Below are 14663 nucleotides of genomic sequence, written 5' to 3'. Positions count from 1 at the left end.
GGTTAGTTTAGTTGACAAAAGTACAACATTGAATCTTAATTGAATAATACAATAATCTAAAAACTCATAAAATAATTCTTAATTTTGTAAAAAAAAGAAGGAAATGTTCAAAATTGGAACAAAAGTTAAAGTGATTGATGATAATATTTCAGGTACAATTACCAAATTAAAAGGTGATTTTGTCTACTTTAATGATGCTTTCGGTTTTGAATATGAATATCATCAAGATGAAATTATAAAAGATATCGAGATCGATTATGAAGAATATCGCGATGATGAAATCAAAGAATTTTCGAAACCAAAATTTAAAACTTTTCGAAAATCTCATCATCATCCTTATTTAACACGAGAAATTGATTTACATATTGAGAATTTGGTTGATAATTGGCGCGATTTAGATAATGCACAAATTATACAAACGCAAGTAGATGTTGCAAGAAACGAAGTAGAACGTGCTATGTTCGAAAGTCAAATTCGGTTAATTTTAATCCATGGATATGGAAAAGGAATTTTAAAAAAAGAAATTATCGAATTATTGTATCGTTATACGAATATAGAATTCTATGACGCCTCGTTTAAGGAATATCACGGCGACGCCATAGAAGTAAAGTTTATATAAATTTATTGAATTAAAATCTTTTGATCCAATCCATCAAATCATAATAATTTTGAGGAACAATTCCGTGCCGACTTTGGTATTCGTGATATTCGAAATTAATATTCAATGATTTTAAAAGTTCTTCTCCCATTCTTCCCATTTCAATTGGCAAAACAACATCTTCGGTTCCATGCGAAACAAAGAAATTTAAGTTCGAAAAATCATTTGATTGATCAAAATCTCCAATAATTTTACTTTCTGGATAACCACTTAAAATAGCTACATTTTTAATTTTTTCAGGATTATTTAGTGCAATCGCATAACTCAAAATTGCACCTTGGCTAAAGCCCATCAATGTTACATTCGAAGCATCTAGATTCTCTTGTTGAACAATCGCATCTATAAAACCAACCAATTTATTTCGAGATTCTATTGCTTGCGATTCATCCATCCATTTTTCATTATTCACAAAATTGATGTCATACCACGCATAACCTCCGTACATAATATCATACAATCCACGTACACTTATAATATGTGCATTTTGTGGTAAATCTGGAGCAAACGAAAATAAATCTTCTTCGTTACTTCCATATCCATGTATTAATACAAAAAGTGGTGATTTTTCTGTCGAAACAACAGGCAAACGTTCTATATATTTTATTCCATTTAATTCTTTCATACAAATCTTATTTTTAGCGAATTTAATTCTATTCATTTATATAATCCAATAAAATCCAGAAGTTATCGAAAACCTAACATTCATACAATTTAAAATAATTATTCACTTGTTCCGAGAATACTCTTAACATATTCATATTATATCTTGTTTAATTCTATCCTTCAATAACGATCAAGAATTAACGTAATCTTCATATGTTATTCCAATTTTAATCAAAAATATGTCTTGAAACAAAAAAGTTTATTATTTTTGTCTGAATGAAATTTATTATTCTCATAATCGCATTATATGTCAATGTTCTATCATTTGTACCATGTCAGGATACGAATAATAGTATAACACAGACTTCTATGGTGCATAATGATAAAGATAATTCAGAGCATAAAGATCAATGTAGTCCTTTGTGCGCTTGTAATTGTTGTCAAATTACAATTTCATCAATGAAGTTTATACAATTAATAAAAACTCCTAAAGTTTTTGATCCTATAATTTCAACAAAAATACAATTCAAAGAGAATACAATTAAAAATCAATTGTATGCCGATATTTGGAAACCTCCCAAAATAAATATTGCTTAATAGGACGATTTCTTTTTATCGTCTACATATAATTTCAATTCACTTAAATTGAAATTACATTTTTTTTGTGCTCATTTACGAAGAGATAAATGAGTAATATTAATGCAATTAATCAAATTATCTGTGTTAGATAAAATCATAAAATTCAGTATCCAAAACAAAATTGTTATTGGAATAATGACTTTATTATGGATTATTTGGGGCGTATAGAGTGCAACAAAATTGCCAATAGATGCGGTTCCAGATATCACCAATAATCAAGTCCAAATTATTACAGTCAGCCCAACATTAGCTGGCCAAGAAGTAGAACAGTTGGTAACTTTCCCAATTGAACAAAGTATTGCCAACATTCCTGATATAGAAGAAACAAGAAGTATTTCTCGTTTTGGCTTATCCGTAATTACAGTAGTATTTAAAGAAGATGTTGACATTTATTTTGCGCGCCAATTAGTCAACGAAAAATTGAAAGAAGCGCAAGAAGATATTCCAGAAGGAGTAGGAATTCCCGAGTTGTCACCTGTAAGTACAGGACTTGGTGAAGTTTATCAATATATTTTACATCCTAAAAAAGGAAGCGAAAAAAAATACAATTCAAAACAATTGCGCGAAATGCAAGATTGGATTGTACGTAGACAATTAAACGGTACACCAGGTATTGCAGAGATTAATAGTTTTGGAGGAGAATTAAAAGAATATGAAGTTGCTTTAGACCCGAATAAGCTTCGCGCAATGGGAATTAGTATATTGGATATTTTTGACGCTTTAGAAAAAAACAATGAAAATACTGGAGGTGCTTACATCGACAAAAAACCAAATGCTTATTTTATTCGAGGAATTGGAATGGTAACTTCTTTAGAGGATATCAAATTAATTCCTGTAAAAAATGAAACAGGAACTGTTCCTATTTTCATAAAAGATGTCGCTGATGTAAGACTTGGTCATGCAATTCGATACGGAGCATTAACCTATGATGGTGAAGTAGATGCTGTTGGTGGTGTTGTGATGATGCTAAAAGGAGCTAATAGTAATGAAGTAGTAAATTTAGTTAAAGAAAAAATACCAACTATACAAAAATCGCTACCAGATGACATTGTCATCGAGCCTTTTCTTGACCGTACAAATTTAGTTGATCGAGCAATTTCCACTGTAGAAAAAAATCTTATAGAAGGTGCATTGATTGTCATTTTTGTATTGGTTTTATTTCTTGGAAATCTTCGCGCAGGATTAATCGTAGCTTCAGCAATTCCTTTATCCTTATTATTTGCATTAGGAATGATGAAGGTTTTTGGAGTTAGTGCAAATCTTATGAGTTTGGGAGCAATTGATTTCGGATTGATTGTCGATGGAGCTGTTATTATTGTAGAAGCAACATTACATCATCTCGGTTTAAGAAAATCAACGCATCGATTAACACAAAAAGAAATGGACGAAGAAGTTTTTCTTTCAGCTTCAAAAATTAGAAATTCTGCAGCTTTCGGAGAAATTATCATTCTTATCGTTTACATTCCTATTCTTACATTGGTTGGCGTAGAAGGTAAAATGTTTACTCCAATGGCAAAAACAGTTGGTTTCGCAATTTTGGGAGCATTAATTCTTTCATTAACGTACATTCCAATGATGAGCGCTTTGTTTTTTATCAAAAAAAACAACTCTCAAAGCTTCTTTTTCAGATAAAATGATGATTAAAATTCACAAGATTTACGAACCATTATTAGAAAAAGCAATCCGAATTAAATATTGGTTAGTTGGAATTACAGTTGCCGTTTTTGCGCTCTCAATTATCCAATTCAAAAATATGGGAGGCGAATTTATTCCTCAATTACAGGAAGGTGATTTCGCTTTTCACTGTATTTTGCCACAAGGAAGTTCTTTAAGCCAAAGTTTAGAAACTTCTATGCAAGCTTCTCGTATCATCAAACAATTTGATGAAGTGAAAATGGTTGTTGGAAAAACCGGATCAGCCGAAGTTCCTACAGATCCTATGCCGCCAGAAGCAACCGATATGATTATCGTATTAAAGCCAAAAGATGAATGGAAAAGAAAAATTTCCTATGAAGAATTAGGCGATGAAATGATGGAAAAACTAGAAGTTATTCCTGGTGTTTTCTTCGAAAAAAATCAACCTATTCAAATGCGTTTTAATGAGTTGATGACAGGAATTCGGCAAGATGTTGCGGTTAAAATATTTGGAGAAAATTTAGATTCGTTATCTTATTATGCAGACAAAACAGCCAACATAATACAAACCGTAGAAGGCGCAACTCCGCCTCAAGTGGAGCGTGTAAGTGGTTTACCTCAGATAAATGTTGAATATGACAGAATCCGAATGGCAAATTATGGCCTAAATATAAAAGATGTAAATGATATGTTGAGTACAGCTTTTGCTGGAAAAACAACAGGACAAGTCTTCGAAAATGAACGCCGTTTTGATTTAGTTGTTCGATTTGATAGCCTTCATCGAAAAAATATTGATGATGTAAATAATTTAATGATTCCCACAAATTCAGGTTATCAAATTCCATTGTCTCAAGTAGCAAATGTGAGTTATAAATTGGGCGCTTCACAAATTAGTCGCGAAGAAGGAAAACGACGAATTGTAATCGGTTTTAACGTGAAAGATCGAGATGTACAATCTGTTGTAAAAGATATTCAAACAAAGTTAGATAACGAAATCAAATTACCTTCTGGTTATTATTTCACCTATGGCGGTCAATTTGAAAATCTTCAAGCAGCAAGTCAACGATTAATGATTGCAGTTCCAATTTCTTTGTTGTTAATATTTATGTTGTTGTATTTCACATTTCATTCTTTCAAGCAAGCAGCATTAATTTTTACAGCAATTCCGATGAGTGCAATTGGCGGTGTTTATGCACTAATTATCCGAAATATGCCATTTAGTATTAGTGCAGGAATTGGATTTATTGCCTTATTTGGTGTTGCCGTTTTAAACGGAATTGTATTGATAGGAACTTTCAATCAATTGGAAAAAGAAGGAGAAAAAAATATTCTGAAACGTATAATGGAAGGAACTAATATCAGATTACGTCCAGTTTTAATGACAGCAACAGTTGCTTCATTAGGATTTTTGCCAATGGCAATTTCAACAGGCGCTGGCGCTGAAGTTCAAAAACCTTTAGCAACCGTAGTTATTGGAGGGCTTATTACAGCCACTTTCTTAACTTTATTTGTATTACCAATGTTATATTTAATATTCAATTCAAAGTTTACAAAGATTAAACTAAAACCTAAAAATGCGCTTCCTTTCCTTATTATAGGAATGTTTTTAATCGGACAATTTTCACAAGCTCAAATACGATCTATCAACGTGGAAGAAGCACAACAAATTGCAATTGAAAATAATCCTTTAATCAATTCAAATGATTTAAGCATTTCATCAAGCGAAGCTATGCAAGGCACAGCGAATGAATTACCAAAATTGAATGCTGAAACACAACTTGGACAAACTGGAGGACCAAAATTTGATTATGGTTTAACCATTTCACAAACAATTCCGTTTCCTACAATTTTTAAACATCGAAAAGCCCTTTTACAAGAAGAAGTAAATAGCAGAAAAATTGAAAAAGAAATAACGACAAACGAGTTATTGAAACAAGTGCGAACGTATTTTTATCAAATTCAATATCTAGAATATAATCAAGAGCAATTAGAAAGTTTAAATAAATTGTATTTAGAATTTATTCGAATTGCTACTGTTCGATTTAATGCTGGTGATATTAAGAAAATCGAAATTAGTACAGCAGAAACTCAACAAGGTGAAATAAATTTATTATTGAACCAAAACAAAGTTTATTTAATAAATGCGTACAAAAATCTACATGTACTTTTAAACATAGATGAGGAAGTTACTATAACAAAAGAAGCAAGTTATATTCCATTAAAATTAAGCGATATTTTGGAAAGTTCTACAATTGATCATCATCCAATAATTAAGAATCTTTATCAACAAATGGAAATTGCAGAACGAAATAAAGAAGTTATAAAAGCCGAAGGTTTACCAGAATTTTCACTTGGAATAAGTAGCGTATCAATGATTGGAATTCACGAAAAAAATGGACGCGAAAAATATTACAACGGACTTGATCTCTTTACTTCGGTTAATATTGGTGTGGCAATTCCGATCACTTTTGGCGCAACAAAAGCAAAAATAAAAGCATTAGAATATGACAAACAAGCCATACAAGCCACTGCCAATTATCAAAAACAACAACTAAAAGTTCAACTAGATAATTCCGTTAATCAATATCAGCAAGATTTGGATCAATATAATTATTACGTTAATCAAGCGATTCCAAATGCAGAAAAAATTGTAAAAGCCGCTCAATTAGGTTATAAATCAGGTGAAATTTCTTATGTAGAATATCTTTTTGCTTTGCAAACTGCAACGGATATTCAACTGAAATATTTGGAATCAATTCAACAAGTTAATCAAACTGTTGTTAATATTAATGCTATCATCAATCAATAAAATGAAAAAAATAACGATCATTATTTATAGTTTTTTCGCTCTTTTATTACTTACAAATTGTACTAAAAAAGAAAAAACAGAACAATCAACTGAAAAAGAAGAAGCCGAGCATGAAGAAACTCCACAAACAATTGCTACGCTAACAGAAGAACAGATAAATGCTGTTGGAGTAAAATTAGGAAACATCGAAACAAAAGAATTAACTTCTATAATCAAAGGAAACGGAATTTTAAGCGTTCCCAATAGCAATACAGCAAATGTTGCTTCTATGTTTGGCGGAGTTGTACAATCTTTGCCTGTACAAGAAGGTTCTTATGTGAGAAAAGGACAAGTAATTGCCACAATTTCTAATCCTGAATTTGTAATTGCTCAAGAGCAATATTTAACTATTTTAAGTAGAATTACTTTTGCTGAACAAGAATTTAAACGACAAAATGAATTGTTTAATAACGATGCTGGTGCTAAGAAAAATCTTCAGAATGCATCTTCAGAATTGAAAACATTACGTTCACAAAAAGCTTCTTTATCACGACAATTACAAATGATGGGAATTAATCCATCCAAAGTAACCAATACAAATTTGAGAAATGGAATGGTAATTACTGCTCCAATTAGCGGAACTGTGAGTAAAATTATGGCTCAAATAGGAAGCTATGTCGACATTTCATCTCCCGTTGCCGAAATTATCGACAATAGTTCTATTCACTTAGATTTACAAGTTTTCGAAAAAGATTTACCAAAAATGAAAATTGGTCAAGTAATTCAATTTGAATTAACAAATAATCCAGGAAACAATTACGAAGCAGTTGTTTACAGCATTGGTTCTTCTTTTGAAAATGACAGTAAAACAATTGCTGTACATAGCAAAGTTCGAGGAAATAAAACTGGATTGATAAATGGAATGAATATTACAGGAGCTGTAAGCTTGAGTAACACGACAAATCCAGCTGTTCCAAATGAAGCAATTATAGAAGCGGACGGAAAATTTTACATTTTCGTAAAAACAGATAAAAAAGCTACAGAACATAACGAAGAAGAACACGATCATCAAAATGAAAAAGAAGCTGATAATCATTCTCAAAATCAACAAAAAACAATGAATTTTGAAAAGATAGAAGTTATAAAAGGAACATCAGACATGGGTTATACAGCAATAACGACTGTACAAGATATCAATCCTACAGCTCAAATTGTTGTAAAAGGTGCATTTTTTGTGAATGCTAAATTGAGCAATATAGGCGGACACGAACATTAATAAAACTCAATCTTAAGTTTGAGAAAAGTCATTATAAAATGAAAAACGCTTGCAATTGCAAGCGTTTTTTCGTTTTTATATATAAATAAATTTGTCTTAGAAATTTTCGAAAACGCCCAATCCAAATAAAGCAAAATCATATTTTACCGGATCATTTGCATCCATTTCTCTTAATTTTGTATCGAGTTCCTTCAATGCTTTTGCATCATTTTGTTTTCGAGTTAAAATTCCAATTTTTCGTGCAACATTACCAGAATGTACATCCAAAGGGCAAGAAAGAATAGAAGTTGGAATTGATTTCCAAATTCCCAAATCAACACCTTGTTTATCATCGCGAATCATCCAACGCAAATACATGTTGATACGTTTTGCAGCCGAATTATTCAGCGGATCTGAAATATGTTTGGTTGTTCGAGGAAGATGTTCTATTTCAAAAAAAGTTTGTTTGAAATTCGAAATTGAAGTTTGCATTGAATCTGCTGTTTGATGTTTTGCAAAAATTTGTTCCAATCCGCCATGATGTTGATAAATATTACGAAGCGATTGCATAAAAAATTTCAAATCATCACTATTGAATGTTCGATGAACAAATCCATCAAATTTTTCTAAATCATCTTCAGAGAAATTCATCACAAAATCATAAGGCGAATTCTCCATCAACTGCATCATTTTATCCGCATTATTGATAATCATCTTTCGATTTCCCCACGCAATTGTCGCAGCCAAAAACCCTGCAATTTCAATATCTTCTTTTAATGAAAAACGATGAGGAATTTGAACAGGATCAGAATCAATAAAATCTAATGTATTATATTGAAGAACTTTTTCGTCTAAAAAATTCTTTAATTCATGCTGATTCATTTATATTTCTGTTTGAAAAATTCCATCAGCCATAACCAATTTTCGATCAGTCATATTCGCTAATTCTTCATTGTGTGTAACGATAACAAAAGTTTGTCCAAATTCATTACGAAGATTAAAAAACAATTCATGTAATTCTTCAGCATTTTTAGAATCCAAATTTCCCGAAGGCTCGTCTGCAAAAACTACTTTTGGTTGATTAATTAACGCTCTTGCAACTGCAACGCGCTGCTGTTCTCCACCAGAAAGTTGATTAGGTTTATGCGTCAAGCGTTGCGAAAGTCCTAAATAAGACATTAATTCTTTAGCTCGTTTTTCGGCTTCAGTTTTTTTTGTTTTCTTGATAAATGCAGGAATACATATATTTTCTATTGCATTGAATTCTGGTAACAATTGATGAAACTGAAAAATAAATCCAATATTTTCGTTACGAAATTTAGATAAATCACGATCATTCAGCTTTGTAATATCTTGTCCAGCTATTTCAATAGATGTATTATATTTTTGGGGTTCAGAACTTTTTTCTAACGTTCCTAAAATTTGAAGCAAAGTTGTTTTTCCAGCTCCAGAAGCACCAACGATAGAAACAATTTCTTCTCCGGCAATAGATAAAGAAACACTTTTTAGAACTTCTAATTCTCCAAATTTCTTAACAATATTTTCTGCTTTTATCATGAGGTAAAGATATAAATTAAGTCGTAAGTCTTTCGTTATAAATTTCAAGTTTTTACTAAATCATTCTTAATTATTTGGAGCATCTTTATTTTACTTATTTAGTTTTTAGTAATTTTAGCAAAATTTAAAATTATTATAATATTTGTTTTAACTTTCTATATCATAATATTCGTATATTGTGGCATTGAAATGAATAATTTTATTTACTTATTTAACATAAGCTGATAAAATTAATATGGCAAAATTTAGAATACATCAACAATATTTTTACTTTTGTAATTGAAAAATCAAAAAAAATGAATCTTCACGAATATCAAGGAAAAGAAATTCTTAGTAAATATGGTGTGAAAGTACAACGCGGTATCGTTGCTACTACACCAGAAGAAGCTGTAGAAGCAGCTAAGGCATTAACTGAACAAACTGGTACAGGTTGGCACGTTGTAAAAGCTCAAGTACACGCAGGTGGTCGTGGAAAAGGTGGAGGTGTTAAGCTTGCTAAAAACTTAGACGAAGTTAAAGAAAGAGCTAATGATATCATCGGAATGCAATTGGTAACTCCACAAACTTCTGCAGAAGGGAAAAAAGTTCACCAAGTATTCATCGCTGAAGATGTTTATTATCCAGGAGAATCAGAAACTGAGGAATATTATGTTTCTGTATTATTAGATCGTGCAACAGGAAAAAATATGATTATGTATTCTACTGAAGGTGGAATGGATATCGAAGAAGTTGCTGAATCTACTCCAGACAGAATTTTTACAGAAGAAATTGATCCAACTGTAGGAATTCAAGGTTTCCAAGCACGTAAAATTGCTTTTAACTTAGGTTTATCTGGAAACGCTTTTAAAGAAGGTGTTAAATTTATCACTGCTTTATACAATGCATATGTTGCGATTGACGCTTCTATGTTCGAAATTAACCCAGTTCTTAAAACATCTGACGATCAAATTATCGCTGTAGATGCTAAAGTAACTATCGATGACAACTCATTATTCCGTCATCCAGATATTGCTGCTTTACGTGATACAAGAGAAGAAGATGCTACAGAAGTTGAAGCTGGTGAAGCTGGATTAAACTTTGTAAAATTAGACGGAAACGTAGGATGTATGGTTAACGGAGCTGGATTAGCAATGGCAACTATGGATATCATCAAATTATCTGGTGGTAACCCTGCAAACTTCTTAGACGTTGGTGGTACTGCTGATGCTGAGCGTGTAGAGAAAGCTTTCCGTATTATCTTGAAAGACGAAAATGTAAAAGCTATCTTAGTTAATATCTTTGGTGGTATTGTACGTTGTGACCGTGTTGCTCAAGGTATCTTAGATGCTTACAAAAACATGGGAGACGCAATCAATGTTCCAATCATTGTTCGTTTACAAGGAACAAATGCAGAAATCGCTAAACAAATGATTGACGAATCTGGATTGCAAGTTCATTCAGCTATTACACTACAAGATGCTGCTGATAAAGTAAAAGAATTATTAAACTAATAATTAATTAGTTTAATCACAATATCTAAAAACTCTCAAAGGTAACTTTGGGAGTTTTTTTATTTATTAATAAATAAATTTTCTAAAAAGGTTTCTTATAATATATTATTAAGAAGATCAAAAAAATATTCGATTATTAATATTATGAATTCAAAATAAAAAACTCCTCTCAATAATTGAGAGGAGTTTTCCTTTTACGCATATTTAGTAAAGTCTATATATCGTCAAAATCGATATTCGTAAAAGATTCCACTTCTGTATCATCTTTAGTCTCAACTTTATTCTTTGGATCAAAATCTTTTTGATGTCTTTCCGAGATAACTTCTTGTCCTTTTTGAGCAAAAACAAAATCAGTAGTTTCATCTAGCATTTCTTTAAAACTTACAAAATCTTCTTTGTACAAATAGATTTTATGTTTTTTGTAATACACATTTCCGTCTTCCTGTGTATTTTTTTTACTTTCTGTAATTGTCAAATAATAATCGCCAGCTCGCGTCTCTCGTACATCGAAAAAATAAGTTCTTCTTCCGGCTCTTAATACCTTAGAAAAGACTCCTTCTGCATCAACCTTCTCACGGTTTTCAAATTCATTCATTAGTCTAATAGAGTTTAATTGTTAAATGTTTGCTAACAAATCTAAAAAAAACTAAGAAAAGAACAACATTTTATACAAATATTTTCTGATATTTTATTCAATCAGTAATAATAAGCTTAATCTAATAGTTGTTTATTGAACAAATCATAATAATAACCATGCTTATTTAATAATTCATTGTTCGAACCATTTTCTAAAACATGTCCATCTTCTAAAACCAGAATCTGATCGGCTCGTTTTGCAGAAGATACACGATGTGTTATAATGATTGTTGTTTTACCATTGATTTCAGATGATAAATTATTCAAAATTTGTTCTTCAGTTTCGGTATCTACTGCTGATAAACTATCATCAAATATTAATATTTTCGGATCATTAACCAAAGCTCGAGCAATAGAAACACGTTGTTTTTGTCCTCCTGAAAGTGTAACTCCTCGTTCTCCAACAACTGTTTCATAACGTTCTTTAAATCGATCAATATTGTCATGAACAACGGCTTTCTTCGCAAAAATCTCAGCTATTTCTTCATCTATTGTATCAGAACCAAATAAAATATTATTTGTTAACGAATCTGAGAAAAGGAAAGCTTCTTGCGGTACATAACCAATTTCCTCTCGAACAGATGCAACATTAATATCATGAATATTTTTTCCATCAATTAAAATTTCTCCTGAAGTAGGTTCTAACGAGCGAGCAATCAATAAAGCTATTGTTGTTTTTCCCGAACCAGTTTTACCAAGAATGGCTAAAGTTTCTCCTTTATCAATTTTGAACGAAACATTATCTAATGCTTTAATCCCTGTATTTTCGTAGATATATGTTACATTCTTAAATTCGATTGTTCCTCCAACTTGATGATTTTCTAATTGTTTTTCTTCTACATCCGTTTCAGCATTTAAAAATTCATTGATACGATACATTGATGCTTCTGCACGTTGTACAACCATTGTAATCCAGCCTAATGAAGTAAATGGCCAGATTAGCATATTTAAGTAAAGGAAAAATTGCGCAATAGAACCAATATCCATTGTTCCTTGAATATATTTTACTCCACCTAAATATAAAATAACCAAATTACTTACTCCAACTACAACAACCATCAACGGACCAAAAGCTGCTTGAATTTGAGCTAAATTAAGTGCTCTTCGTTGATATTCATCTGCTTCTACTTCGTATTTAGCTTTTACATATTCTTCCGAATTGAATGATTTTATCACACGAATTCCTGCAAAAGTATCTTGTACCGATGAAGAAATTGTAGATTGTTGTTCTTGTACACGCTTACTTTTCTTACTAATATTACGTGCAACACTATAAATCAACAACGATAATATTGGCAAAGGTGCCAATGTATAAATCGTTAATTGTTGATCTATTTGCAGCATAAAATAAGCAATGATCGCTACTCTTGATACCAAATCGATAGGATACATAATTCCTGGACCAAGATACATACGGACCAAACCGACATCCTCTGTAATACGATTCATCAAATCGCCCGTTTTGTTCTTTTTGTAAAATGACAATGATAACTTTTGATACTTATCGTAAATTACGTTTTTCAAATCGAACTCAACATAGCGCGATGCTACAATAATCATTTGTCGTGTACCAATTGTTAAAACTCCTCCCAAAACTTTAAAAAAGAAAAAAGCCAAGCTGGCATACATCAAACCATCTTTCAAAAGATCGAGGTTATCATTTCCTTCCTTCTTAAAATTTCGAAGCAATTCTTCAACGGTATTAATTGCTTCTCTGATATATGTAACGGAATAAACCTGTACCCAATTGGCACAAATCGTAAAAATGAAGCCTAAAAAGATTCTCCATTTATACTTCCATAAAAATTTATTTAATTTTTGTAATGATTTCACAAAACAAAATTACATTCTTTTTTTTACCTTTGCATCAATTTATTAGACGTTATATCATTGAAATTATGTTGGGAAGAAGACAACTACGCGAAAAAGTAATGCAGAATATCTATGCTTACAATAGTTTAGGAACTGAAGGCGAAGAAAGAGCGGTCGAGAAAAATATGATGAAAAGTATCGATCAAATCTATGATTTGTACATTTATCTCCTAAATTTGATTAAAGTTCAAAAGGACATTGCAGAGCATAAGATTGAACTTGCAAAATCAAAAAACTTTCCAACCAAAGAAGATCTAAATCCAAATTTAAAATTTGTTCATAACAAAGTATTCAAAATTATTGAAGAAAATCTTGAATTATCTCGTTATTCAAACGACAACAAATTCTTACTTTGGGATATTTATGATTCTTATCCAAACAATATCTTTAAAAACTTGACAGAAAGCGAATTGTATAAAACATACATGAGCAGCGAAAAAAACTCTTTCGAAGAAGACAAAGAATTTATTTTAAACTTTTTCGTAGAATTTATTGCTGAATATGAAGATTTACACGATTACTTAGAAGGAATTCAAATTACTTGGGCAGACGATGTACATATTGCAAATGCGATGGTACACACAACGATAAAATCGTTTCGTCAAAACAGTTCTCCTTTAATTTCTTTATTCAAAGTTTATAAAGATTTGGATGACAAAAAGTTTACAGAAGAATTATTTCGTAAAACAATTCGTCATCAAGCAGAAACAAGAAAGATTATTGACGAAAAAGCTCAAAACTGGGAACTAGATCGTATTGCTACAATCGATTTGATTATTTTAGAAATGGCTTTAACAGAGTTTTTATATTTCACAAATATTCCAGCAAAAGTTACGATCAACGAATATGTAGAATTAGCTAAAAGTTATTCAACAGAAAAATCGCGTGTTTTTGTTAACGGAATCTTAGATAAAACATTAAAAGAGTTAAAAGACAATAATAATTTACCAAAATACGGAAGAGGTTTATTATAATCACTATTTTTTCTTAATTTTGACTAAGACAAATAATTATAAAAATGAAAAGTAAATTATTTATTTTAGGTGCATTTGCATTATCATTCGCAATCAGCTCTTGTGGAGAGAAAAAAGCTAGCGATAACTTTACAGCAGAAGAATCAGCTCAACAAGCTGAAAATGTAGTAGATCCTTCTGTTGCTCCAGTTTTAACTTTAGCTGAAGCGAACCACGATTTTGGAGATGTACAAGCTAATAATAAAGTTGAAACATATATCAAGTTCAAAAACGATGGAAAATCTCCATTAGTTATTCGTGATGCTTCTGCAACTTGTGGTTGTACAGTTCCTGAATTCCCTTCTACTCCAATTGCAGTAGGCGCTACAGATTCTATCAAAGTTGTTTATACAGCTGGAAACATGAACGGGAAACAACAAAAAACAGTAACTTTAGTCACTAACACAGCAAACGGTCACGAAAAATTTGACATTTCTGCAAACGTTATTGGAGCAACTGCAAATGAGCAAAATGCACAACAAGCATTTGGACAATAAATATTAAATCGATAAAATAT

At 31.2% G+C, this 14663-nt stretch carries 12 protein-coding genes and 1 pseudogene; 8 read left to right on the top strand and 5 right to left on the bottom strand.

Annotation, left to right across the window (positions count from 1 at the left end):
• Positions 1–103 precede the first annotated feature (103 nt).
• Complete coding sequence (locus ACMHJW_RS01840) at positions 104–619, top strand: hypothetical protein (RefSeq protein ID WP_413531727.1); 516 nt, start codon at positions 104–106, stop codon at positions 617–619.
• Positions 620–629: 10 nt separating this feature from the next.
• Here ACMHJW_RS01840 and ACMHJW_RS01835 read toward each other — a convergent pair whose 3' ends face one another.
• The gene (locus tag ACMHJW_RS01835; RefSeq protein ID WP_413531726.1) at positions 630–1280 is read right to left on the bottom strand and encodes an alpha/beta hydrolase; all 651 of its coding nucleotides are present in this window, start codon (positions 1278–1280) and stop codon (positions 630–632) included.
• 257 nt (positions 1281–1537) lie between these two features.
• Here ACMHJW_RS01835 and ACMHJW_RS01830 point away from each other — a divergent pair, with 257 nt between their 5' ends.
• The 4 genes and pseudogenes from ACMHJW_RS01830 to ACMHJW_RS01815 all read left to right on the top strand — a co-directional run bounded on the left by ACMHJW_RS01830 (position 1538) and on the right by ACMHJW_RS01815 (position 7599).
• Positions 1538–1858 carry a DUF6660 family protein gene (locus ACMHJW_RS01830; RefSeq protein ID WP_413531725.1) on the top strand — a complete coding sequence of 107 codons (321 nt, stop codon included), beginning with the start codon at positions 1538–1540 and terminating at the stop codon, positions 1856–1858.
• A 222-nt stretch (positions 1859–2080) separates the two neighbouring features.
• A pseudogene (locus tag ACMHJW_RS01825) lies at positions 2081–5012 on the top strand (efflux RND transporter permease subunit); the annotation flags it as partial.
• A gap of 42 nt (positions 5013–5054) precedes the next feature.
• Positions 5055–6344: a TolC family protein gene (locus ACMHJW_RS01820; RefSeq protein WP_413531810.1), complete on the top strand. Its 1290-nt coding sequence runs from the start codon at positions 5055–5057 to the stop codon at positions 6342–6344.
• 1 nt (position 6345) lies between these two features.
• The gene (locus tag ACMHJW_RS01815) at positions 6346–7599 is read left to right on the top strand and encodes an efflux RND transporter periplasmic adaptor subunit (RefSeq protein ID WP_413531724.1); all 1254 of its coding nucleotides are present in this window, start codon (positions 6346–6348) and stop codon (positions 7597–7599) included.
• 96 nt (positions 7600–7695) lie between these two features.
• On the opposite strand, the gene ACMHJW_RS01810 is transcribed toward ACMHJW_RS01815, so the two are convergent.
• Together ACMHJW_RS01810 and ACMHJW_RS01805 are read right to left on the bottom strand one after the other, a co-directional pair.
• A complete protein-coding gene (locus ACMHJW_RS01810; RefSeq protein ID WP_413531723.1) occupies positions 7696–8460 on the bottom strand; it encodes a TIGR02757 family protein in 765 nt (254 codons plus the stop codon).
• Positions 8461–9135, bottom strand: coding sequence for an ABC transporter ATP-binding protein (locus ACMHJW_RS01805; RefSeq protein WP_413531722.1), 675 nt, complete (start codon positions 9133–9135; stop codon positions 8461–8463). It lies immediately after the preceding gene.
• Between the two features lie 296 nt (positions 9136–9431).
• On the opposite strand from ACMHJW_RS01805, the gene sucC reads away from it, so the two are divergent.
• Entirely contained in the window at positions 9432–10625 is a 1194-nt protein-coding gene (gene sucC, locus ACMHJW_RS01800) for an ADP-forming succinate--CoA ligase subunit beta (protein WP_413531721.1), read from the top strand.
• A 214-nt stretch (positions 10626–10839) separates the two neighbouring features.
• Here the strand turns inward: sucC and ACMHJW_RS01795 are convergent, their stop codons facing one another.
• Both ACMHJW_RS01795 and ACMHJW_RS01790 read right to left on the bottom strand, forming a co-directional pair.
• Positions 10840–11220: a PUR family DNA/RNA-binding protein gene (locus tag ACMHJW_RS01795; protein WP_413531720.1), complete on the bottom strand. Its 381-nt coding sequence runs from the start codon at positions 11218–11220 to the stop codon at positions 10840–10842.
• 116 nt (positions 11221–11336) lie between these two features.
• Entirely contained in the window at positions 11337–13094 is a 1758-nt protein-coding gene (locus ACMHJW_RS01790) for an ABC transporter ATP-binding protein (RefSeq protein ID WP_413531719.1), read from the bottom strand.
• Here ACMHJW_RS01790 and nusB point away from each other — a divergent pair.
• Both nusB and ACMHJW_RS01780 read left to right on the top strand, forming a co-directional pair.
• Positions 13085–14107: a transcription antitermination factor NusB gene (gene nusB, locus ACMHJW_RS01785; RefSeq protein ID WP_413531718.1), complete on the top strand. Its 1023-nt coding sequence runs from the start codon at positions 13085–13087 to the stop codon at positions 14105–14107. The genes ACMHJW_RS01790 and nusB overlap by 10 nt on opposite strands.
• A gap of 44 nt (positions 14108–14151) precedes the next feature.
• Entirely contained in the window at positions 14152–14643 is a 492-nt protein-coding gene (locus tag ACMHJW_RS01780; protein WP_413531717.1) for a DUF1573 domain-containing protein, read from the top strand.
• The last annotated feature ends 20 nt before the right edge of the window (positions 14644–14663 follow it).

The organism is Empedobacter brevis (genome assembly GCF_965118635.1).
Taxonomy (GTDB): domain Bacteria; phylum Bacteroidota; class Bacteroidia; order Flavobacteriales; family Weeksellaceae; genus Empedobacter; species Empedobacter brevis_A.
This window is presented reverse-complemented; position numbering and strand designations above follow the sequence as displayed.